Here is a 23070-nt window from a genome sequence, read left to right as displayed (position 1 = left end):
CTTTCACACCAGCGGCGCAGACGCCGATGCACGTTTCTCCAGTCACCGAAACGGGCAGGAAGGTCGCGCCATGGAATACCCGCGCGATAGCGATACAGCACCGCCTCCACGAACAGACGGTTGTCCGCCGCAGTGCCGCCGACATAGCCTTCTCGACCGGGAAGAAGATCCTTTATCCGCTCCCACTGGTCATCGCGTAAACTATAGCGCCGCATCTGTCTGTCTCCCCTAAAAAAACGGGAAAACAGTCAGCACACTCAGACACAAAGTACAACCCTCACGTGCCACACTCAGGGCTTAACTGACGACACGCCGTAATACTCCGCACGGTTTTTCTATGTGTTGCAGGAGTTCTTGCGTTAAAGTGGCTGTGTCATTGAGGTTTGTTCTTTCCAGCGAGGAAAGGGCGCAACCATGACGCAGACGGAACCCGGCGGCATTGTCCCGGCCAACGATAACGGTCCGGTCGATCCTGACGCCAGGGCGCGGGTTGACGCACTGGTGTTTGCTCTGGCGAGCGCGCTGGGCCGCCAGATTGCCCGTGAAGAGTTCGCCCGCCGGGAACACGGACGGGCCGCCAACGACAATCTTCCTCTTCCCGGCCATCGCCCGGACGGGAAGGACAGGCCGGAAAGGGGAGAGTGAATGACCCGCGTAGCTCTTTATGCCCGCTATTCGTCCGATAACCAGAGTGCGGCGTCCATCGAGGATCAGTTGCGGCTTTGCGATGAAATGGCCGTCCGTGAGGGCTGGCCCGTCGTGCAGACCTATCGGGACGCCGCCATTTCCGGGGCCAGCATGATCCTGCGGCCCGGCATTCAGGCTGTGCTTGAAGACGCCCGGAATGGCGCGTTCGATGTGCTGCTGGCCGAGGCGCTGGACCGCATCTCGCGCGATCAGGCCGATGTGGCGACCCTGTTCAAGCATCTGCGATTTTCCGGGGTGCGGATCATCACCCTGGCCGAAGGGGAAATCTCAGAACTGCATGTCGGCCTGAAAGGCACGATGAATGCCCTGTTTCTCAAAGACCTCGCCATGAAAACGCATCGCGGGTTGCGCGGTCGTGTCGAGAAGGGGCGTTCCGGCGGCGGCCTCTGCTACGGCTATGACGTGGTGAAGCGGCTGGACACCAATGGCGATCCCGTCACCGGGGAACGCTCCATCAACGAACCCGAGGCCGAAATCGTTCGCCGCATCTTCCGGGAGTTCGCCTCCGGCAAGGGGCCGAAGAGCATCGCTCGCGACCTCAATGCGGACGGCATCGCGGGACCGTTGGGCCGGTCATGGGGTGGCACGACCATCAGGGGGCATGTCTCACGCGGAACCGGGATCATCAATAACGAGCTTTACGTGGGTGTGCTGGTCTGGAACCGGCTGCGCTACATCAAAGACCCCAACACCGGCAAACGGGTGTCGCGCGTCAATCCTGAGGATCAGTGGATCAGGACCGAAGTCCCGCACCTGCGCATCGTGGATGACACGCTCTGGCAGGGTGTAAAAATCCAGCAGGAAAAGATCGCCCGGACGATGGCGGCGCGTGAGGCCGCCAATGATGACGGCAAGGCGCATGCACGCCGTATCCATGCCGGGAAGCGGCCCGCCTCGTTGCTGTCCGGGCTGATGACCTGCGGGTGCTGCGGCGGTAAGGTGGGGATCATCGTCAACAGCCGGTTCGGCTGCCTGAACCATCATCGCGGGATGCTCTGCGTCAATAACCGCACGATCAGGCGGGACGTGATCGAAGCCCGCGTGTTGTCGGGCCTGACCCAACGTATGGCCTCACCCGATGCGGTGGCGAAGGCCGTCAAAGCCTATCACGAGGAAAACAACCGGCTGAATCAGGCGCGCCGGGCGCAGGCAACAGCGGACCGCAAGGCGCTGGACAGGATCGACCGCGCGATACGGGGCATCATCACCGCCATAGAGGACGGGATGTATCAGCCCGCTATGAAGGCCCGGATGCAGGAGCTTGAACGCCAGAAGGCCGACATCATGGGTCGCATGGCGGAAGTCCCGGCGGACCTGCCCGATGTGAATCCCAACGTGTCGGAACTCTACCGGGCGAAGGCCGCGCGACTGGTCGAGGCTGTGAACGACCCGGAAGGGGGCAGGGAGGTGGCGCAGGCCATTCGTGCCCTGATTGGCGGCGTTGTGCTGACGCCCGGCCCGAACCGGGGCGAGGTTCACGCGAGCCTACGCGGCGAACTCGTGGCGATCCTCGATCTGGCGAACGGGAGCGCGGCCCAGAGCACCCGAGGCGGGAACGGCGCAAAGGCGGAATATTCCGCCCTTATGACAAAGGCCGTTGCCAGCCCCCGCAATATCCCATGACGACACTCCCGCAGCTCCGGCTTCGGGAGTGTTTTTCTTTTGGCTCGACTTTCCGTTGCCACGAGAAGCCGCAAAGTCGAGCAGCGTCCCAAGCTCGCCATGCAACGTGGCGTGTATCTCGCCTCGAACCTTGCCCGGTACGACAACGATTTTCTCGATTAGTGCCCGGATGGCCTCGGACGCCTCCTGCCGGTCCTCGGGATGGTTCAGCGTTTCCGCCAGCCGCTCGACCTTGCTTTTGAAGATTCCGGCGACGTTCGGGTGAATGTCCGGCACATCCTGGAGCTGGGCGGCGAGCAGAGCGACCAGCGCATCCTCGCGGGCTTCCATCTCGCGCATGCGCTCGACCATGCCGCGCGTGTAGCCGCCATCTTCGATCACCTGGAGCATCTGCTTCAGCCCCTTGCGTAGCTTCGTCAGTTCCGCCTGCCAGGCCGCCGTGCTGGCGCGGCGTTCATGATTGGCGCGATTGGTTTCCTCGACATAGGCGCGCATCGCCTCGGCGGCGGCTTCCGGGGTCATCAGCCGGTCTTTCAGACCGGACAGCATCCGCTCTTCCAGTTCCTCCCGGCGAATTGTGGCTTTGTTGGTGCAGGACCGGTTGCTCATATGGGTGGAACAGGCGAACCGGTCGCCACCCCGGATCGAGCAGGGGCCACCGCACACGCCACAGAACACCAGACCAGACAGGAGTGACTTCGGGCGGCGCTGACCGTTAAGCCTGCTGTTGGATGCCCGGATGCCCGCGCTGATGTTCGCCCCCTTCTCGGCAATTCTGGCCTGCCGGGCACGGACGGACTGCCACAGGTCATCATCCATGATCCGCAACTCGGGAACATCGGTGATGATCCATTCCGATTGAGGGTTCAGCCGCGAGACGCGCTTACCGGTCTGCGGGTCTTTCAGATAGCGCAGCCGGTTCCAGACCAGACGTCCGATATACAATTCGTTATTGAGGATGCCGGTCCCACGAAGGGCATTGCCACGCAGGGTGGTGTTGTTCCATTTGCCGCCCGTGGGGCTGGGGATACCTTCATCGTTCAGGCGGCTGGCGATGGATAGCGAGCTGCGCCCGGTGGCGAACTCGCGAAAGATACGGCGGACGATTCCTGCCTGTGCGTCGTCAACCTCGCGGTCGCCCCGGATCGGCTCGCCGTGGGCATCAAGCTGACGGATAACGCGATAACCGTAGCAAAGACCGCCGCCGGACTTGCCCGCCTCGACCCGACCACGCAGGCCGCGATGGGTCTTCATGGCGAGGTCTTTGAGGAACAGGGCGTTCATCGTGCCCTTGAGACCGACATGCAGTTCCGAGACTTCCCCTTCTGCCAGAGTGACGATGGTCACTCCTGCGAATTGCAGCCGCTTGAACAGGGTGGCAACATCGGCCTGGTCGCGCGAGACGCGATCCAGCGCCTCGGCCAGCACAATATCGAACTGCCCGGCCTGAGCATCGCGCAGCAGGGTCTGGATGCCGGGACGCAGGATCATGCTGGCCCCGGAAATGGCCGCGTCACGGTAGTAATCGACTGCCTGCCAGCCCTCGCGCGTGGCGCGTTCTTCACAGAGACGGAACTGATCCTCGATAGAGGCTGCCCGCTGGTTGTCCGAGGAATAGCGGGCATAAAGCGCGACACGGGTCATGACCTTATTTCCTTTATCCTTATAGGCTCTCCACGATCAGCGACGCACGGCGGCGCTTTTCTTCTGTCGGGCGAGGGCGACAAACTCCGACTTGATCTTGGTAAACAGGCCCGGCGGAATAAAACCGTAGGCGAAAACACCCGCCTTGCCAGGGACCGGAGACACGCCGCCGCTTGGCCATTCATCGACGTTGTGCTCCGAGACGATCACCCAGCTTGGCACGTCATCCAGTCCGATCGCCGCCTTGACCTTCGCCGGTATCTCGATCCCGACCGTATCGCCGGAAGGCGGCGTGTGGGTGATTGGCAGAAGCACAACATAACGGGGGCGCAGCACGCTGTCGCTGGCCGCGACGAGGCAGGCGGGACGATCCTTGCCCTGGTTCTGTCCACGAGCGGCTTCATGCGTCCACAAATAATCGTAACGGACCACGAGGCCCGGTTTGGGTTCGGGAAACGACACGAGTGGCCCTTATTTCAGCAACTCGTCGAGATGGGCATGCTCGGGGTCCATTTCCGCGCGCTCCACAGCGGCCAGCACCACGTCGGACACATCCTCCGTCCGGTGGCTTCGCTGGGCCGCCGCGCGGAGCCAGTCATAATGATCGGCGGACAACAGCACATATTCGCGGCGGCCGTGACGGGTGATCTCGACCGGCTCACGCTGGGCCTGATGCTGGAATTCGCCGAATTTGCGCTGGAATTCGAGGGCGCCGACGGTGGGCATGAGCGGGGCATCCTGCTGGTGGATTGGTGACGTTCAAATTATACGTATAATACCTCTTTCTCAAGGATAATCTCATTCTTCTTGCCCCGGCCTGTCTCCGCTAGAGGCATTGTTGTCGTTGGCGATCTGGCCCAACCGCTGCTCGAATTCCTCACGAGCAATCTGCCGCTCCAGCAGGCGCGCCAGAACGAGGATCAATGCGTCCGTTCGCGCCTTCATGGCCGGATCGGGAAGCGCAGATTGGATCTTGTCCGTGGGTTTGTTATCGTTGGCCGGAGAATTCGGTCCGGCGTTCGATATGCGGTTTTCGTCCGTCATCGTCCTGCCCTTTCCGTCTGGAGAGGACAGCAGCATCACGCGCTGAAAACTGCCGTGCAACCGAAAAAAACCGAGCCATTCCAATGGATTGTCGGCGTGTATCAGTTCCTGCGTACCTGGGCGTAGTCAGGCGTACAGGTGGCGGTGTTTTGCTCGCAAATTGAAGAATCACAAGTTGGTGAGAAATGATTTCAGAGGCGACTCGCAGCTTGGATTGTGATGGCGGCTTTTGTTGGAGTCCAGATATCAGACATTCTGCCCGTTCATATTAACAGCAGATATTTGATGATCGGACTACCTACTTTAATCCTATTTTCTCCAGAGTGGCGTGATCAACAATATTGCGGATATTTTTTGTTAGATCGAAATGATCTGTATAGTTTCGACCATAAGAAAGGTTAAAAGTATAGTTGAAACTAGGCGGGTTTCGCCCGGAATTATGCTGCGAAATTGTCTCCAGTTTATCGAATGCCTTTGCCAGTCGGGCCTCTGGAGAAACTGCATTTTCATATTCGTCCCACAAACCCAAAAATTCGTTTCGTAAGTCTAAAGGCAGAGAGCGCATGATAATTTCAAGATCTGCTCGCTCCTGAGCAGATTTTGGGTGTGCTGCGTTTTGCCCAATTGCCGGGATGTCACCATTCAGGGCCTCACCGAGATCATGAAGAATGCATATTTTGAGCAGCTTTAGAAGATCAATTCCTGCCATCTGATCGGCGAAACACAGGATCATAAGACACAGTGACCAAGAGTGCTCCGCAGTACTTTCAGGTTTTGCTTCTCTTGTAAAAGACGACCTGAGGACATCCTTCAGCCGTGAGGCTTCTTCTAGGAAAGTTAACCGATCCCTGATGTTTTCCTCTGTCAGATATTGGTCTTTCATGTCTAAAAAATCCATCTTTCAGTATTTCTGTTCTACTAGAGGGTGTTATGCACTTTGGGCGAGCAGTTTAGCGGCATTTCTGAGCATGAAGCCAGCGAAGGCGATGGTGTGCATTGCGGCGAGGATTGAGGCGCAGCGCTCGTAGTCTTTTATGAGCCTTCTGCACCGTGTCGCCCACGCGAACGATCTCTCCACGATCCATCGTCGGGGCAGCAGCACAAAACCCCGCTTTGCCTGAGGCAGCCTGACGATTTCGAGGGTGATATCCTGCTCTCTGGCAGCTTTCGCCGGTTTTGATCCGGTATAGCCCTGATCAGCCCATGCCAGTTCAACGCTACCGTCTGTTGCCTGCTGAATGGCTTGCGCGAGCGGAGCGACTTCTACCCGATCGTCTCTGTCTGCCGGGGTGACGTGCAGGGCCAGAAGATGCCCCAGGGTGTCGACCGCCATGTGCAGCTTCGATCCCTTTTTTCTTTTCGCGCCATCATACCCGGCGCGTGAACCACTCTCAGGGGTTGAGCGCAGTGTCCGGCTGTCGATAATCGCCGTTGTCGGCTCGGCCTGCTTTCCTGCAGCCAGACGCAGCACGGCCCGGAGATCGTGGACGACAACCTCGAAACATCCTGCGTCCATCCAGCGCCGGGATTGCTGATAAACCGCAGTCCACGGTGGCAGATCGTTCGGCATCGCGCGCCATGCTATACCGTAACGGATCACATACCGCAGGCCGTTGAACAACTCTCTCAGATCATGATGTCGCTGCTCCGCATCCTCTTTCATCAGAAGGAGATAGGGAACAATCAGAGACCACTCTTCGTCACTGATATCAGACGGATACGGTTTGCGAGCAGTATTCATCCACATGTTCTGCAACAATTACACAGAAAAGTACATAACACCCTCTAGGTATTCCGTTGTGGTCACCAATATTGTGCCATCAATTCTGATACCCATACTGGCTGGCGGACGTCTCCCCGAGGCAGGAATTCACGCATAACCGGCTTTACATCGATCACAGGTGTACCATTGATAGCGTCGAGCCCTTCGACTTCGAGGCACGTTCCTTCGACGGTGAGGATTCTGCATACAGTCACCCCAAGTCTGTTGGGCCGGTTCTTGCCACGTTGTGCGAAAATTCCGGTTAATGGCCAATCCTGCCGCCCGCGAGGATGACGGGCACCGGTCTCGATCTTCTCCTGAGTGACTTTGTCGAAAAGAAAGATTATTTCCGCGTGACTGAAAGCGTCAAGACCGGCAAGTGCATCAGGTCCAAATCTCGCCGGGTCCAACTCTATGGTGGAGCGTGACTGCCCCCAATTATCGTCAGTCGGGTCTGTTCTGCCGCCGTGTACATATCCGATAGATTCGATCATATATTGCATCGGTCTTTCCTTCTATTATCGCGTTGCCGCCTACCAGATGGGGGAACAGGCGGAGGAAATAGGTCGCGGAGATGGAGGCCTATAATCACGCTTGCGCTCCTGGCCGTTCGGCGACGCGCACGTACCAAGCTCGTAGGCCGATGGCTTCGTCCGGCAATTTCAGCTTCAGTCGGCTACGGGCACAGTCCAGGGTGACGAACGCGGTGATGTCGGCGATCGAGAAGGTGTCACCTGCGATATAAGGCACATTGTGCAGCCGGGCATCCAGATCGGCCATGAAGTCGGCCAGCCTCTGACGACCGCGCACGGCAAGCTCGGGGATTTGCGCATAGCTGTGTGGCCCGACCAGAGCGCGCCCCGACAGCTCCGGCAGGCTGTTGCGCACGGCTTCCATCGCGGCAAGATAGCCGTCGATTTCTATACGCCGGTCCCACATGCCGATAATGGCGCGCTGTTCTGCCGTGTCACCTACCAGAGGGGGGTCGGGATGCCGGTCTTCCAGATAGCGGCAGATGACAGGCACCTCGCTGATCGCGGTGCCGTCATCCAGTTCCAGAACGGGAACGGTACAGCAGGGGTTGAGGGCGCGGAACGTGAGCGCGAACTGCTCGCGCTTGGCAAGATCGACCGCAACGGTCGGTATCGTCAGCCCTTTCTCGGCGATGAAGAAGCGTACACGCCTTGGATTGGGGGCGGTGGGATAATCATAAAGCTTCATGGCAATGCCGCCTGGGGCTGTTGACAGGACGAAGTTTCCGCCTGCTTCCGAATGGTCGCAAGCATGCGACGGCGGATCAGGCCGCTGACCGGGCGGATCAGATACCAATAGGGCGTGAAGCGACGCGCGGCTCGGTCCGTGACACAAAGCACCCGGGTTTCCGTCACCAGACGATGGGTGTTCTTCGAACCCGGCTGGACGGTGAAGCCGAGGGTGAGCTTGCAGACGTCGTCATGGCGAGGGGCGAGAAAAGCTTCCGTCGAGGGAATGTCGCACAATCCGTAATCCGTCTGCCAGAATGTGCCGGTGAGACCATAGACCAGTGATGTGTCGCCCCGCCGCTCCAGCAGCGTGAAGTCGGAGAGGTCCAGATGCTGTTGCCGCGCGTGGCCGAGTAGCCGGGCGGGCATCTCACGCAGGCGGATGGCGGCGCGGACCAGCGGATCGTTCTCGTTTCGCCAGGCGGTCACCGCGTTCATGATTCGACTGGCCGGGGCACAGATATCGATGCTGTGTCGTTCGTGGAAATTGAAGCGCGGTAGGAAATCGTCCAACGGGTTCATCGCTGCTTTCGTTCTCCGTCCGGCGACGCGGCCCCTATCTTCGACAATCTATCCAATCAACCGTATACCCGGTTTCTCTCATGTGGTCGAAGTCGTAGTGTCTCAGTTTGAAATTTCCGCATATCCGGCTTTCTTGTAGGCCGCCGGGCGGTTCGGCTTCGCGGCGCGGGCCTTCCCAACCAGCTTCCCAAAAGTAGTCGTAGCGGACGTGGGCGCGATGTCCTCTTGCTCCTCGCCGGTGGCAATTCGCATGACCTCCACGGCGTTTCCGATCACGTCTGCAAGCCGATTCTCGCCGCGGGGGCTTTTAGGAATTAGTTTTTAATCAACCAACTAGCATCAGGAGTATGGCCCGCTTTAACGGCTTCCTGATAATATTGCGTAAAGGAAGAAATCGTTTGCTGCAAAGCGTACTCAGGATCATCCCAATATGGCCTGCTGGTTCTATAGGGGCCTAATTGCGTAGGGGTATGGATGACGTGACTCAGCGAGACTTTTGTCTCATTCGTATCCATGTGGCGCCCCAACTCAATTGTAACAATCGTGGGAATGCTGCCTAACTGAATTTCAAATGTCCCCCAACTATCGATCCGGTTCACCACTGTGATCAGTGAATCATGCAAAGCTGGATCAAAATTCCAAGACATATTGGCCTCCTATGCTTTCCGCTAAGCATAGGGCGTCCTGGCCGGAAATGCACGTCCGGCACGGTCTAATTCTACTGGGACACTACCGTCGAAGTGGTTGGCGTGACATTGGCGCTCAGCTTCTTTATAGGTATTAGAGCTTAAATCGATTTAGATGATAACAACTAATGAGTGTTGATATCGGCCAGACCCTGCCCTCGCAACCATACGTATCCGTCCGAAAAGACTGAGGAAAAGCCACCCTTCAGGGTGTTTTTTTGTGCCCAGGTCACCCCGCAGGATGCACATAGGATGCAAATGGGAGTGAAAGCGCAGCGTAGAGACGACTGATCGCAGGTGTTTCACGATCGCGTGTTGGGTGTGATGGAATCCGGCTACGGTCAGTGGTGCGATCCCATGTTACGGTGGATCATGGTGTCTGATCCTCTCGATTCCGTGCTGGCAGGAGAGTCCCGTTGAGCGGCGCGGCTGCGTCGTCCGAGGCGCTGGCCGGCCTCGTGGAGCGGGTGACGTTCCACAACGCCGAAAATGGTTTCTGCGTCCTGCGCGTGAAGGTGCGGGGGCAGCGCGATCTGGTCACCGTGGTCGGCCACGCCGCCATGATCTCGGCAGGCGAGTTCGTGCAGATGTCGGGCCGCTGGTTCAACGACCATACCCACGGGCTGCAGTTCAGGGCCGAGTTCCTCAAGGCCAGCCCACCCACCACGGTTGAGGGCATTGAACGCTATCTCGGTTCGGGCATGATCCGGGGCATTGGTCCCGTCTATGCGAAGAAGCTGGTGAAAGCGTTCGGTGAGGCCGTGTTCGATCTGATCGAACAGGAGCCCGGCCGTCTCCGGGAAGTGACGGGCATCGGCCCGAAACGCGCTGAACGGATCGTCGCCGGCTGGGCGGATCAGAAGGTGATCCGCGAGATCATGCTGTTCCTGCACAGCAATGGTGTCGGCACGTCGCGGGCGGTGCGGATATTCAAGACCTACGGGCAGGACGCGGTCAGACTGATCAGCGAGAACCCCTATCGGCTGGCGAAGGACATTCGAGGAATCGGATTCAAAACCGCCGACCAGATCGCCCGGAAGATGGGGATCGCGCCCGATGCCATGATCCGGGTGCGGGCAGGGATCTCCTACGCCCTTGGCGAGGCGATGGATGAAGGGCATTGCGGCCTGCCGGTCGGGGAACTGCTGACCAGCACGGCCGAACTGCTGGAGGTTGCCGTCCCTCTGATCGAGACGGCCCTCGCGTTGGAGCTGGAAGCGGGCGACGTTATTGCCGACAGTGTTGGCGAGACGGGCTGTATCTTTCTTGCTGGTCTCTATCGCGCTGAGCAGAGCATCGCGGAGCGAGTGCGTGCCTGCGCCATCGGTCGACCGCCCTGGCCGGACATCGAAGCTGGGAAAGCCATGACCTGGGTGGAGAAAAAGACCGGGCTTGCGCTCGCCTCCAGTCAGCAGGAGGCGGTGCGCCTGGCCTTGTGCAGCAAGGTGCTGGTGATCACCGGTGGTCCCGGCGTGGGCAAGACCACGCTGGTCAACGCCATCCTGAAAATTGTGACGGCCAAGGGTACGGATGTGCAGCTTTGTGCGCCGACCGGTCGCGCTGCGAAGCGCCTGTCGGAAAGCACCGGACTGGAAGGAAAGACCGTTCACCGCCTGCTGGAGATGGATCCGGCGACTGGCGGCTTCAAGCGGGATGACACCAACCCGCTGACCTGCGATCTTCTGGTCGTGGACGAGGCCAGCATGGTCGATGTGCTTCTGATGCGCTCCCTGCTGCGCGCGTTGCCTGACAGCGCGGCATTGCTGATTGTGGGCGATGTGGACCAGTTGCCGTCGGTCGGGCCGGGGCAGGTGCTGGCCGATATCATCGGCTCAGACGCCGTACCGGTGGTGCGGCTGACCGAGGTGTTCCGTCAGGCGGCGCAGAGCCGGATCATCACCAACGCGCACCGGATCAATGAGGGCAGGATGCCTGAACTGAGCGCGGAAGAGGGATCGGATTTCTACTTCGTGGAGGCCGCCGACCCAGAGATCGGACTGCGCAAGCTGTTGGCTGTGGTGAGGGACCGCATTCCGGCACGGTTCGGGCTGGACCCGGTTCGGGACGTGCAGGTGCTCTGCCCGATGAACCGGGGTGGACTTGGCGCACGGTCGCTGAATATCGAATTGCAGCAGGCGCTGAACGTGCCAGGCGAGGTGAAGGTCGAGCGGTTTGGCTGGACCTATGGGCCGGGCGACAAGGTGATGCAGATCGCCAACGATTATGACCGGGATGTTTTCAATGGCGATCTCGGCGTTATCGACAGGATCGATATCGAAGAGGGTGAACTGACGGTCTCATTCGATGGACGGGAGGTCGTTTATGGCTTTGGCGAGCTGGACGAACTGGTGCTGGCCTACGCCACGACCATTCACAAGAGCCAGGGATCGGAATATCCGGCTGTCGTCATCCCGCTGGTGACGCAGCATTACGCCATGCTCGCGCGGAACCTGCTCTACACGGGGGTGACACGTGGCCGGAAACTCGTCGTGCTGGTGGGCCAGAAGAAGGCGCTGGCCATCGCCGTGCGTAATCAGGGCGGAAGGCGGCGATGGTCGAAACTCAGGAATTGGCTTGTGGGTAGCATTGCATGATGGAGCGATGCCTTCATGTCGGCTTCTGCCTCATGGAAGCTACTTAACGGGCGAACGCTGGTCCACGAAGCGGACATCACGTATACCTCATGCTACGATATCAGAATTGCTTCCAATTGTGATAGGTGGCGTTATATCGAGAGGTCTGACTGTATCTGTATATAAATAGGCAGAATCTCCTATAAAAACGTATATCCAAGTTGCCTGGAAATGTCAAATATATAAGTGAAAAAATGTATAATAAATCTTTGTCTGTCACTGATCTTCGTAATAAACTTTATTTTTATAAAGAAATACTAAACGGCACTGACGTAACCTATGTATCAGGATGTATCCTTTCAGTGGATCTGGACGTGCCATTTTGTCTTACAACGTTGCCTAAAGAATGGCTAGATTATTATCATCGGAATGAATACATTCATATCGATCCAGTAATTGGATATGGACTTTCTTCCATAAAACCTGCATTATTCTCTGATATACCATTATCATATGCAAAATCGAGAGAATTGCGCTCATGTGCTGCAGAACGAGGTATTTTCAAAAGTGGCTTTGTTGTTCCGTTGAGAGGCCCCCTCGTAAACCGGGCAATGGTCTGTTTTTCTAACCTTGAAAAGCCAGAGCAATGGAATTCTACTATTGTTTCATTGCAGACCAAATTTATCCAGTTGGCGCATGAGTTACATGAAAATGTCCTTGCCATCGGCCATTTTCCGCAAGCTGAAGTGGCATTAACGGCGCGGCAGAAGCAGTGTCTGAAATGGGCATCTCTTGGAAAAACTGCTGCAGAAACAGCGATTATCATCGGCGTTACAGAACGAGCTGTACGTGCACATCTGACTGGAGCCCGTTCAGTGCTGAATGCCAGCAATATTACTCAGGCGGTAGCCAAGGCGACAGCGTTGCACGCGATTTTTTGAGTTTCAATATGGCAGATCTTACACGTTGGGAAAAATGTGGAACTTGGTACGATGATAGCGAAGGCATTCTTTAACTATATGAGGCCGTTGGGTTTTCGGATCACATATAGAATTCAGATGAAAGTCGCAGCATGTCCACATCGAGTTCGAACCAGCGTGCATCCCGTCTCCATCAGGGACAAGGATTTTATAGCTTCGCTTTAGGAAATCTCACAGTCACTTCAGTAAGTGATGGCTTTCTTGTATTCGATGATCCTCAGGCTGCGCTTGCTCCGAAGGCAAACAGTCAGGAATTTGCCGCCATCCTAAGCAAGAAATTCGTGTCCTCTGACGTTGCATACACGCATATCAATACGTTGCTTATAGAAGGTAATGGGAAGAAGATTCTTATCGACAATGGATGCGGTGACAGTTTTGGTCCAGGTACGGGAGCGCTCGTAAAACATCTGGCCAATGCAGGAGTGAAAGCTTCTGAAATAGACGTCGTGCTGGTTTCTCACGCTCACCCTGATCATATTTTTGGAACGATAACGCGGACCGGCGAGCATGTTTTTCCTAATGCACGCTACATGATCAGCAAAAAAGAGTGGGATTTCTGGACCGACCCGAATGTCAAGATTTCAAGCCCCTTCGGTGAAGAGATGGCACGCGCCGCTATCCTCGGTGCGCAACGTCATCTGAAGGCCATTGAGGATCGTGTTTCGTTTATTGATAGCGAACAGGAAATCACTCCTGAGATTCGTGCCATACGTGCTTTTGGCCATACCCCAGGCATGATGGCATTTATTATTACGTCAAATCGTAAAAGCCTCATATATACTGCAGATGCACTACATCATTTTGCAGTTACGCTTGCTCGACCCGACTGGGAGCTTGGTGTCGACAATAATCCGGTGGAAGCTGTAGTCACTCGTATGAGACTTCTTGAAAAAATCACAGCTGACGGAGCGCCTCTTGTCCACGTTCCTCATTTTCCATTTCCTGGTGTAGGCCACATTCGGAGAGAACATACTGGTTACGCTTGGGAACCTGTCGTCTGGGAGTGGTGACAACAGAGCTTTCGTAGGGCATCACGCACGTGAAGATCGGCGGCGTCGATCTTCCTGCTGGGAAGTTAACTGGATTAGACTGACATTCAAATGTCTATTCGCCGGGTATAGCTATATCTGCAGAAATCTACAGGAATGATTTCTTTTCCAATCTTGCCTTCCGATAGCTTGTCTTCCGTGTAAACCGCCTATCTGCGTAATGACCCTGAAGAGGATGGGCAGTTGCCGCTTTCATGTTGGCCATACGCTGCAATGAATTGAATTCGCACTAACACTATGGCCCGTTAGGGTTTGATCCAGTCTGCTGCCGCAGCGATGTGGATGACTGCGAGAAACGACGTTGCTGTTTTTTCATATCTGGTTGCGACAGCGCGCTACTCCTTGAGGCGAGCCCAGAGGTTCTCGACAAGATGCCGACACCGATAGGCCCATTTGGGGCAGGCGACCGACCCATCCCGTCGTTTCGCGGGAATGGCCGGTCGGGCTCCCATGTCCCATATCCGTTCACGCATGGCGTTCGACGCGTAGCCCTTGTCCGCTACGACCCACAGGGGAATGGCGGGAAGGCTGTCGAGCATGGCTGGCGCCAGAGGCAGTTCATGAGCCTGTCCGGGGGCCAGCGCAAAACCGAAGGCTTTTCCATGTCCATCAGCAATCACGCAGACTTTTGTGCCATAGCCGCCGCGAGAGCGGCCAAGCGCTTCACGATGGTCTCGCTCTTCGAAAGAGGCCCCTTTTTTTGGGCTCCCGCCGCTTTGTGGTGAGCCCTGATGTTTGTGCCATCCAGAAAAGTTATACCAAGTGCCACTCCCTGTTGGTCCTGAACCAGTTCGAGCAGCCGTTCCCACACACCCAGTTTCGCCCAGCGGATGAAAAGCTGTGCCGCCCGCCACCAAGGTCCCAGTTCAGCGGGGATACTCCGCCATTTCGCGACATTCTCATGACGCCAGAAAATCGCTGCTATCGTCCGCCGCAGATCATGTGGCGGCGTCTTGCCCCTCGGGCGAACCTCCTCGATCAGAGGTTCCCAGATCGCCCACGTCTCGTTCGTAAAAGTCCCTGTTCCGTCTTCTTCTCCCATCTCTATAATATGGGAAAAATTTCAAGATCTAACAGGCCCTAAAAACAGCTGCCTGAATTCTCATTCAACGCCCCACTAAAAATGGAGTGGCTACCGCATGTTGGGCGGTATCCACCCTGCAGGAAGGGGATGGCCGGACTGTTCCTGATAAATCCCTGTACTTCAGACAGTTTTCATCAAACCTGGATCAGACGGCAGGCCTGTGCCCGCGTCCGGATCACAGCCGCTTCTCCAGAGTGGGTTGACATTCGTCACCGTACTAGAACAAATAACGAACACAATCTCTGATCCCGTGCCAGAAACACCCGAATGGACTGTCCGACCCCATGCCCGCACCCGAACCCCGCCCCGCGCTGGAGGCACTGAGAGCACAGGTCAGCCGCCTCGAAGGCCATAGCCGGCGCAGGCGGGGTGTGCTGCCCTTCGGTGTGCCCGAGATTGACGGTCGCCTGCCGGATGGCGGACTGGCGCTGGGCGCATTGCATGAGGTGGCAGGTGGTGGCAATGACGCCCTGCATGTTGCGGCGTCCGGCCTGTTTTCCGCCGGGATCGCAGCCCGGACACGGGGCAAGGTGCTGTGGATCGCCACCCGTCAGGACTTGTACGCCCCGGCCCTGCAGCATGTCGGACTATCGGCACGACGGACCATTTATGTCGCGGCCAGTTCGGATACCGATGTCCTGGCCTGTTTTGAGGAGGCACTGCGCCATCAGGGGCTGGGGGCGGTCGTGGCCGAGGTGGCACGCCTGTCCATGACCGCCTCGCGCCGTCTGCAGTTGGCAGCCGAGACATCCGGTGCGCTGGGCATCGCACTGCGCCGCTGGCGACGGCAGACGGATGCGGCGGATTTCGGCCAGCCCACCGCTTCAGTCACGCGGTGGCGTGTCTCTGTCCTGCCATCGGTGCCACTGCCGGTTTCCGGCGTCGGCCGGTCCCGCTGGCTGCTGGAACTGATCCGTGCCCGCGCGGGCGAATGCGCCGATTTCGAAGTGGAGGCCTGTGATGCCAAAGGGAGACTGGCACCGTGTCGTCTCACTCTACCTGCCGATCTGGCCGACAGACCGGATCAGGAAGCGGCTGGGGACTGGTGCGCCCGCGCCTGATCGTCCGCTGGTCCTGGCCGGACGGGAAGGACGGCGACGACTCGTGCTGTCGGTTGATCTCGCCGCCCGCAGGCTGGGCCTTCGCCCCGGCACGCCTGTCGCGAAAGCGCAGGCGCTCCATCCCGATCTGGTCATCATGGACGCCGATCCTGAGGGTGACCGGCAAGGACTGGAGCGGCTGGCGCTGTGGTTCCAGCACCGCATAGCCCCCATCGTGGCACCCGATCTGCCAGATGGCATCGTGCTGGATACGACAGGTGCCGATCACCTGCATGGGGGCGAGGCCGTCATGCTAGAGAACATGATTACGCGCCTGAAGGAGTCCGGGATTACGGCCAGAGCCGCTATCGCTGATACGTGGGGTGCCGCCCACGCGCTGGCACGTTATGGCCGCAGGCGTATCACCATTGTACCGCCCGGTGAAACGGAAGCAGCAATCACCGACCTGCCGATCGCGGCCATGCGCCTGCCAGCGGATATCATTGACGGCCTTCATGGGTTGGGCGTGTCACGCATTGGCCCACTGGCCGGCATGCCACGCGCGCCGCTGACCCTGCGCTTCGGCCCGGATGTCGCCCGCAGGCTGGACCAGGCGTTCGGACGGCAGGCAGAAGCCATTATTCCGGTCCGCCTGCAGACGCCGGTGCAGGTCAGCCGAAACTTTGCCGAACCGATCAGTGCCGCCGAGACCATTGCCCGCTACATCACCAGACTCGTGCCGCCCCTGTGCGCCGGGCTGGAGGAACGCGAGCAGGGCGTTCGTCGCCTCGACCTGCTGCTGCACCGGGTGGACAGCCGCACCGAGGCAATCCGTGTGGCGACGGCAGTGCCAGTACGGGACGTCAAACGCCTGACCCGTCTGCTCTGTGACAGGATCGAGACCATCGATCCAGGATTCGGGATCGAGCGCATGGTGCTGACCGCTTCGCTGGCCGAGCCGATCCTCCACCGCCAGGGTGTTTCCACCCTGATCGAGGAAGAAGATGCTGATGTTTCCGACCTGATCGATACCCTTGCCAACCGCGTCGGCACGCAGGCCCTGTATCGCTTCGCCCCGGTGGAAAGCGACGTGCCCGAACGGGCCGTCTGCCGCGTACCAGCCCTCGCTCCCGAAGATACACGGGAGTGGCCGGATCACTGGCCCCGTCCCACGCGCCTGCTGCCCTATCCCGAGCCGATCCAGACCATGGCCGTGCTGCCCGACCATCCGCCGGTCTTCTTCATCTGGCGTGGCATCCGCCGCCGGATCAGATGCGCTGATGGCCCCGAGCGTGTGTTTGGCGAATGGTGGAAGGGAGATGCCGAACTGACCACCGTGCGGGACTATTTTCGGGTGGAAGACACCAGCGGCGAGACATTCTGGATTTATCGGACCGGGGATGGCGAACATGGCGAGACCGGTTCCCAGGGCTGGTTCCTGCACGGTCTCTTTGAATGAGCGTGCCATACGCCGAACTGCAGGTCACGACGTATTTCTCGTTCCTGCGCGGCGCATCCTCACCGATCGAGCTGTTCGAGCAGGCGAAAGCCCTTGGCATTGAAGCGCTGGGCATCTGCGACCGCAATTCCCTGGCGGGCATGGTGCAGGCCCATGTTGCCGCGAAAGAGACCGGCATCCGCCTGGTCGTGGGCTGTCGTCTCGATCTCGTCGATTTCGCGCCAGTGCTGGTCTACCCGATGGACCGGGCTGCCTATGGCCGTGTCTGCCGCCTGCTGACCATCGGCAAGGCTCGTGCCGGAAAAGGGAAATGCCATCTGCTCTGGGAGGATCTGGTCGCCTGGGGTGAAGGTCTAATCGCCATCATGATCCCGGACACGGCAGATGATGCGTGCGCGCTGCATCTGCGCAAGCTGAAAGACGCCTTTGCCGACCGGGCCTATATGGCGCTCACCCTGCTGCGCCGCCCCAATGACCAGATGCGGCTGTATGAACTGGCGAACCTGGCCCATCAGGCGCGGGTGCCAGCGGTCGTGACCAATGACGTGCTGTTCCATACCCATGACCGGCGCATCCTGCAGGATGTGGTGACCTGCATCCGCAACCACACCACCATCGACGAGGCCGGGTTCGCGCGCGAACGCCATGCGGACCGCTACCTCAAGCCGCCCGCGGAAATGGCGCGGCTGTTCAGCCGCTATCCTGAGGCGGTGGCCCGGACCACGGAGATTGTGGAGCGCTGCCGCTTCAGCCTTGATGATCTGGCCTACCAGTATCCTGACGAGGTCTCCGTCCCGGGTCAGACGCCGCAGCAGGCGCTGGAAGTCCTGACCTGGGAAGGGGCGGCCGCAGCCTATCCCGAAGGCATTCCGCCCGAGGTCAGGAAAACCCTCAGTCATGAACTCGCCCTGATCGGGCGGTTGGATTACGCGCCGTATTTCCTCACCGTTCACAGTATCGTCCGCCATGCCCGATCACAGGGCATTCTGTGCCAGGGGCGGGGATCGGCGGCCAATTCCGCTGTCTGCTACGTGCTGGGCGTTACCGCCATCGATCCGGCACGGACGTCGCTGCTCTTTGAGCGGTTCGTGTCCGAAGAGCGCCGCGAGCCGCCTGATATCGACGTGGACTTCGAGCATGCCCGCCGGGAGCAGGTGATCCAGTGGATTTACGGCCATTATGGTCGGAACCACGCCGCTCTTACGGCCGTGGTTACGCGTTATCGTGCGAAGGGGGCGCTGCGCGATGTCGGCAAGGTCATGGGCCTGCCCGAAGACCTGACCCGCACCCTGTCCGGCCAGATCTGGGGCTGGGGGCGCAAGCTGGATGATGACGCGCTGAATGAAACGGGGATCGACCTGTCCGACCGGCGCATCCGGCTGACGCTGGATCTGGCGCGCTGCCTGATTGGCGTGCCGCGGCACCTGTCGCAGCATCCCGGTGGGTTTGTCCTGACCCGTGACCGGCTGGACGAACTGGTGCCGATCGAACCGGCGGCGATGAATGACCGGCAGATCATCGAATGGGACAAGGATGATATCGATGTCCTGAAATTCATGAAGGTCGATGTGCTGGCGCTGGGCATGCTGACCTGCATGAAGAAGGGGCTGGACCTTCTGGCCGCACATAAGGGGCAGCCTTACACGTTGCAGACCATCCCGGCCGAGGATCCACGCACCTACGCCATGATCCGGAAGGCTGACACGATCGGGGTGTTCCAGATCGAGAGCCGGGCGCAGATGTCCATGCTGCCGCGGCTCAGGCCCCGGGTGTTCTATGATCTGGTGATCGAGGTGGCTATCGTCCGGCCCGGTCCCATCCAGGGCGACATGGTGCATCCCTATCTGCGCAGGCGGGCCGGGCAGGAAAAGGAAGTCTACCCGACGCCGGAACTGGAAAAGGTGCTCAAAAAAACGCTGGGCATTCCGCTGTTCCAGGAACAGGTGATGCAGGTGGCCATGGTCTGCGCCGGATTTTCGGCGTCCGAGGCCGACCAGCTGCGCCGCGCCATGGCCACCTTCAAGAATACCGGCACGGTCTCGCGTTTCCGCACGCGGCTGATCGAAGGTATGACGGCGCGGGGTTATCCCGAGACCTTTGCCGAGCGCATCTTCCAGCAGCTGGAGGGGTTTGGCAGTTACGGCTTTCCCGAAAGCCATGCTGCCTCATTTGCGATCCTTGCCTATTCGTCATCCTGGATGAAATGCACCCATCCTGATGTGTTTCTGGCAGCACTCCTGAACAGCCAGCCCATGGGCTTCTACGCCCCGGCACAACTTGTGCGCGATGCGCGCGAGCATGGGGTCGAGATCCGGCCAGTCTGCATCAACGCCTCGCGCTGGGACAGCACGCTCGAAGGCCCGGAGCGGGATGACGGGCTGTTTGCCGTCCGTCTGGGCATGAACCTGGTGAAAGGGCTGGCCAATGAGGATGCCGCCCGGATCGTGGCGGCTCGAGGCAACCGCCCCTTTGCCTCGGTCGACGACCTGTGGCGCAGGGCAGGGGTGAAGGGGGCGGCCCTGACCCATCTGGCCGAGGCGGATGCCTTCCGTCCGGGGTTGGGTCTGGCCCGGCGCGAGGCGCTGTGGGCCATCAAGGCGTTACGCGACGAACCCCTGCCGCTGTTTGCCGCAGCCGCCGTCGTGCGTGAAGCGGAAGAACCTGACGTGCTGCTCCAGCCCATGCGGGACGGGGCCGAGGTCGCGCGCGATTACAACCGCACCGGCCTGACCCTACGGGATCATCCCCTGGCCTTCCTGCGTGCCGACCTTATCGAGCGTGGGATGGTGACGTGCCGGCAGGCCTTCGGGGCACGGGACAGAAGTAGCCTGTCAGTGGCAGGACTGGTTCTGGTTCGTCAGCGGCCCGGTTCGGCCGAGGGTGTGGTGTTCATGACGCTGGAAGACGAAACGGCGGCACTCAATGTCATCATCTGGCCCGATATGTTCGAGCGCTTCCGCCGTGTGGTTCTCTCAGGCCAGATGCTGGGGGTTGTCGGGCGGCTGCAGAAGGAAGGAGAAGTCGTTCATCTGGTAGCGCGTGAGATTGTTGATCTTTCCCGCCTATTGGCCGATGTGGGGAATCGGTCGCTACAGATCTTCCCAGACCACGACCACGGTCGCTTGCGGGAAAATATCGTGGTGAAGGCGAGGAATTTTCATTGAATGTTGTGTAAGAAGGATGATCCAAATTCGTGATGTTTGCTTACGCCTACACATTGGTCATGCGGAGTGCTGGACTGTGTTCCGCAAAGCGCACATCATTGCTTCAATGTCTTATCTCCGGATCGAGCGGCAATATTCATTCTGCTTCGTCTGTTAGCTGGTAGCCTCGCCTATGATGGGCAAAGTCTTTAGATGGTTGTCGATGACCTTGACTATATGACGGGACATCGGAAGATGCGCCTTCTCGGATGACCATCGATCCATGAAGAGACCGACAGTTTCACGTGCCGTGTCGAGGACCAGCTTTCTCGGCAGCGCAGCCTTGCCAGCGAGGTGAAGAAGCTCCTCTTTCGTGAATTGATCAAACCGTCGCGTACGGCTGAAATTCAAGGCCGACTGATCGCCCGGAATGTAGGGAATCGTCGATACGAAGTCATAGGCAGGAGAGAGCTTGGCGGTCCGCTGGTCGGGGTAGATGAGTGACCAGTTTTTCAGATGCATATCCCCATTGCCGATGAGGGTATTGAAAGTCAGGCGACGGATGAACTCGGCAACATTGTTATGATCGGACTCAGCCGCGATTACCGCCGCGATGTTGCGGTTGCTTGCCTTTTTGTACTTATCTTCGGAATAGACGCCATAGACCTGAGCAAAGTCCTCGATATGGATGGATGTGCCATCTTCACGACGATCAAAGCGCTCGATAATAAAAGCCTTATATCCAAGCTGGTCGATGCCGTCCGGCAAATTTTTGATACCGCTAATGTCTACCAAGCCGATAGGTGGGACATTGATGCCAACCATGCGAGCAAGGGTCATCATCGAGAATTCGTTTTCAGGGACGCCATGATACTCTCTTGAGGGAAGCTTGACGATCCAACCGCCCCCGATCCCGCTTGCTGGAATGGTCAGGCCGCCGGCAGCGTCAATGACGGCTGAAAATTTCAACTGAACCCCAGCAAGCGAAAACCGGAGTGCATTTTCATGGGTGTTTGAGCCCGCAACCTCGATTTGATCATCGAGATCATCAAACAAAGGCCTTACTTTATCTCCAGCGACCTCAACCGTCACAGCCCCAGGCAAGTCGCGGCCGAGGGCTTGGATCAGGAAGAACTCACGCGTCTCATTGACGCCTGCCTTTTCTGCTAGATAGCTGCGGAGGTGACCTTCAGGAAGCAGGTTCGAGAAGAATGGCATGAGCTTCACCTTGATCGGCCTGAAGTCGTTCCGCAACTCCCCATACTGGTCTTTGAAGGACAAACTGAGCGTTTCTCTATCTACGTTACCAATATAGGCGTCATTGAACGTAAATATTGATCGTTCATCGCCAAGATGCGTGAGTGTCCCGATCGGTTTGCCATGGAGTTTGACGGTCAGGAAGGAAACATCAGGCATCATCGTCCTCCTCATCAAGAGAGTAGGCCGGACGTGATAGGGTATCTCCGCTATCGGGTAACGGATCATGTGAAGCCTTGTTGCGGATCGTTCGCATTATTTTGAGGCTTTCATTGAGTGAGACTATCTCTTTTTCTGGACGACCGATCTGCTCAATTATGTGACGTAATTTTTTCATTTCCGCGAGGTCGAGCATCGGTAATCGGAACCGGGACAAGTCGGAGAAAGACTTCTGAAGTCCCTGAAGTCCTTCGAGGTCTGGCATGCTCATTTGAATGCTGCGTATTGTCTCACTGATTCGCTGCATCTCCTTTTGGATTGCAACGACATCTTTGCGGTTGGAGTTGATCGCATCGCGGCTTAGGGAACGCACGGCGGCCACAGCCTTGCGTGGAACAAGAGCAAGCTCCAGATCAAGAGCATGAGCGAGCGCGAACAAGCTTGAGAGGCGCAAGTCGACAGTTCCTGCTTCGATCCGGGAAATCTGCGCTTGAGGCACCCCAGCCAACTCGCTCAACTCGCGTTGGCTTAACCCCTTGGTTTTGCGCGCTGCTTGCAATCGCTCTGCTATGCCTGCTGTGTCGTAGCTCATCACAATGTTCTTTTCTGCATCAATTCACATAGATAATGCAGTTTAATATATCAAAATTCTGAGCACCTTTCAATATTGATATATATTCCGATATCAAAAAAATAATTTTATGTATATTACGACATCATTTTTTTGGTATGGTTTATGTCGGCTTTGTTAAATGTCGCTACGGCGTGTCGTCAGTTAAGCCCTGAGTGTGGCACGTGAGGGTTGTACTTTATGTCTGCGTGTGCTGACTGTTTTCCCGGTTTTTGGGGGAGGCAGACGGATGCGGCGCTATGGTTTACGCGATGACCAGTGGGAGCGGATAAAGGATCTTCTCCCCGGTCGTGAAGGCTATGTCGGCGGCACTGCGGCGGACAACCGTCTGTTCGTGGAGGCGGTGCTGTATCGCTATCGTGCGGGCATTCCATGGCGCGACCTTCCTGCCCGTTTCGGGGACTGGAAAAACGTGCACCGGCGTCTGCGCCGCTGGTGTGAAAG

The 23070-nt window shown here is 58.1% G+C and carries 21 protein-coding genes and 2 pseudogenes; 9 read left to right on the top strand and 14 right to left on the bottom strand.

Going from position 1 to position 23070, the window contains the following annotated elements; translation table 11 throughout:
• Positions 1–215 (bottom strand): transposase (locus MSKU9_RS11750; protein ID WP_141261620.1); only part of this gene is annotated, 215 nt, incomplete at its 3' end.
• Positions 216–414: 199 nt separating this feature from the next.
• Here MSKU9_RS11750 and MSKU9_RS11745 point away from each other — a divergent pair.
• The gene (locus tag MSKU9_RS11745; RefSeq protein WP_141261619.1) at positions 415–645 is read left to right on the top strand and encodes a hypothetical protein; all 231 of its coding nucleotides are present in this window, start codon (positions 415–417) and stop codon (positions 643–645) included.
• A pseudogene (locus MSKU9_RS18580) lies at positions 646–1749 on the top strand (recombinase family protein); the annotation flags it as partial.
• Positions 1750–2193: 444 nt separating this feature from the next.
• Here MSKU9_RS18580 and MSKU9_RS11735 read toward each other — a convergent pair.
• The 10 genes from MSKU9_RS11735 to MSKU9_RS11685 all read right to left on the bottom strand — a co-directional run bounded on the left by MSKU9_RS11735 (position 2194) and on the right by MSKU9_RS11685 (position 9212).
• Entirely contained in the window at positions 2194–3975 is a 1782-nt protein-coding gene (locus MSKU9_RS11735) for a recombinase family protein (protein ID WP_227002478.1), read from the bottom strand.
• A 36-nt stretch (positions 3976–4011) separates the two neighbouring features.
• Positions 4012–4437, bottom strand: a complete 426-nt coding sequence (locus MSKU9_RS11730; RefSeq protein ID WP_141261617.1) for a hypothetical protein — start codon at positions 4435–4437, stop codon at positions 4012–4014.
• Positions 4438–4446: 9 nt separating this feature from the next.
• Positions 4447–4701 (bottom strand): type II toxin-antitoxin system prevent-host-death family antitoxin, encoded by a 255-nt coding sequence (locus MSKU9_RS11725; RefSeq protein WP_077805568.1) that lies wholly within the window; start codon positions 4699–4701, stop codon positions 4447–4449.
• A 72-nt stretch (positions 4702–4773) separates the two neighbouring features.
• A complete protein-coding gene (locus tag MSKU9_RS11720; RefSeq protein WP_141261616.1) occupies positions 4774–5019 on the bottom strand; it encodes a hypothetical protein in 246 nt (81 codons plus the stop codon).
• Between the two features lie 298 nt (positions 5020–5317).
• Positions 5318–5902 (bottom strand): HD domain-containing protein, encoded by a 585-nt coding sequence (locus tag MSKU9_RS11715; RefSeq protein ID WP_141261615.1) that lies wholly within the window; start codon positions 5900–5902, stop codon positions 5318–5320.
• Between the two features lie 45 nt (positions 5903–5947).
• Positions 5948–6760, bottom strand: a complete 813-nt coding sequence (locus MSKU9_RS11710; protein WP_141261614.1) for an IS5 family transposase — start codon at positions 6758–6760, stop codon at positions 5948–5950.
• A 62-nt stretch (positions 6761–6822) separates the two neighbouring features.
• Positions 6823–7284, bottom strand: a complete 462-nt coding sequence (locus tag MSKU9_RS11705; protein WP_141261613.1) for an SAM-dependent methyltransferase — start codon at positions 7282–7284, stop codon at positions 6823–6825.
• Positions 7285–7369: 85 nt separating this feature from the next.
• The gene (locus MSKU9_RS11700; protein ID WP_141261612.1) at positions 7370–8002 is read right to left on the bottom strand and encodes a glutathione S-transferase family protein; all 633 of its coding nucleotides are present in this window, start codon (positions 8000–8002) and stop codon (positions 7370–7372) included.
• Entirely contained in the window at positions 7999–8565 is a 567-nt protein-coding gene (locus MSKU9_RS11695) for a DUF2867 domain-containing protein (RefSeq protein WP_141261611.1), read from the bottom strand. Before MSKU9_RS11695 ends, MSKU9_RS11700 begins: the two co-directional genes overlap by 4 nt.
• A 314-nt stretch (positions 8566–8879) precedes the next feature.
• Positions 8880–9212 carry a hypothetical protein gene (locus MSKU9_RS11685; RefSeq protein ID WP_141261610.1) on the bottom strand — a complete coding sequence of 111 codons (333 nt, stop codon included), beginning with the start codon at positions 9210–9212 and terminating at the stop codon, positions 8880–8882.
• Between the two features lie 455 nt (positions 9213–9667).
• Between MSKU9_RS11685 and recD2 the strand changes: the two genes are divergently transcribed.
• The 3 genes from recD2 (at position 9668) to MSKU9_RS11670 (ending at position 13814) form a co-directional block, all read left to right on the top strand.
• A complete protein-coding gene (gene recD2 / locus MSKU9_RS11680) occupies positions 9668–11845 on the top strand; it encodes an SF1B family DNA helicase RecD2 (protein ID WP_141261609.1) in 2178 nt (725 codons plus the stop codon).
• Positions 11846–12186: 341 nt separating this feature from the next.
• Positions 12187–12765, top strand: coding sequence for a helix-turn-helix transcriptional regulator (locus MSKU9_RS11675; RefSeq protein WP_264371850.1), 579 nt, complete (start codon positions 12187–12189; stop codon positions 12763–12765).
• A 131-nt stretch (positions 12766–12896) separates the two neighbouring features.
• A complete protein-coding gene (locus tag MSKU9_RS11670) occupies positions 12897–13814 on the top strand; it encodes an MBL fold metallo-hydrolase (RefSeq protein ID WP_141261607.1) in 918 nt (305 codons plus the stop codon).
• A gap of 284 nt (positions 13815–14098) precedes the next feature.
• On the opposite strand, the pseudogene MSKU9_RS11665 reads toward MSKU9_RS11670, so the two are convergent.
• Positions 14099–14895: pseudogene (locus MSKU9_RS11665) on the bottom strand (IS5 family transposase).
• Positions 14896–15221: 326 nt separating this feature from the next.
• Between MSKU9_RS11665 and MSKU9_RS11660 the strand changes: the two are divergent.
• The 3 genes from MSKU9_RS11660 to MSKU9_RS11650 are packed head-to-tail and all read left to right on the top strand — an operon-like array spanning position 15222 to position 20600.
• Positions 15222–15998, top strand: coding sequence for an ImuA family protein (locus MSKU9_RS11660; RefSeq protein WP_141261606.1), 777 nt, complete (start codon positions 15222–15224; stop codon positions 15996–15998).
• Positions 15898–17436 (top strand): Y-family DNA polymerase, encoded by a 1539-nt coding sequence (locus MSKU9_RS11655; protein ID WP_227002477.1) that lies wholly within the window; start codon positions 15898–15900, stop codon positions 17434–17436. Before MSKU9_RS11660 ends, MSKU9_RS11655 begins: the two co-directional genes overlap by 101 nt.
• A complete protein-coding gene (locus tag MSKU9_RS11650; protein WP_141261605.1) occupies positions 17433–20600 on the top strand; it encodes an error-prone DNA polymerase in 3168 nt (1055 codons plus the stop codon). The genes MSKU9_RS11655 and MSKU9_RS11650 overlap by 4 nt, the downstream gene beginning before the upstream one ends.
• A gap of 153 nt (positions 20601–20753) precedes the next feature.
• Here MSKU9_RS11650 and MSKU9_RS11645 read toward each other — a convergent pair whose 3' ends face one another.
• Together MSKU9_RS11645 and MSKU9_RS11640 are read right to left on the bottom strand one after the other, a co-directional pair.
• Positions 20754–21995 carry a type II toxin-antitoxin system HipA family toxin gene (locus tag MSKU9_RS11645; RefSeq protein ID WP_227002476.1) on the bottom strand — a complete coding sequence of 414 codons (1242 nt, stop codon included), beginning with the start codon at positions 21993–21995 and terminating at the stop codon, positions 20754–20756.
• Entirely contained in the window at positions 21988–22587 is a 600-nt protein-coding gene (locus MSKU9_RS11640; RefSeq protein WP_141261603.1) for a helix-turn-helix domain-containing protein, read from the bottom strand. Before MSKU9_RS11640 ends, MSKU9_RS11645 begins: the two co-directional genes overlap by 8 nt.
• Positions 22588–22855: 268 nt before the next feature.
• Here MSKU9_RS11640 and MSKU9_RS11635 point away from each other — a divergent pair.
• Positions 22856–23070, top strand: a 215-nt coding sequence (locus MSKU9_RS11635) for a transposase (RefSeq protein WP_141261602.1), incomplete at its 3' end; no start/stop codon positions are given.

Origin of the sequence: Komagataeibacter diospyri, assembly GCF_006538165.1 — a bacterium.
Classification (GTDB): Bacteria; Pseudomonadota; Alphaproteobacteria; order Acetobacterales; family Acetobacteraceae; genus Komagataeibacter; species Komagataeibacter diospyri.
This window is presented reverse-complemented; position numbering and strand designations above follow the sequence as displayed.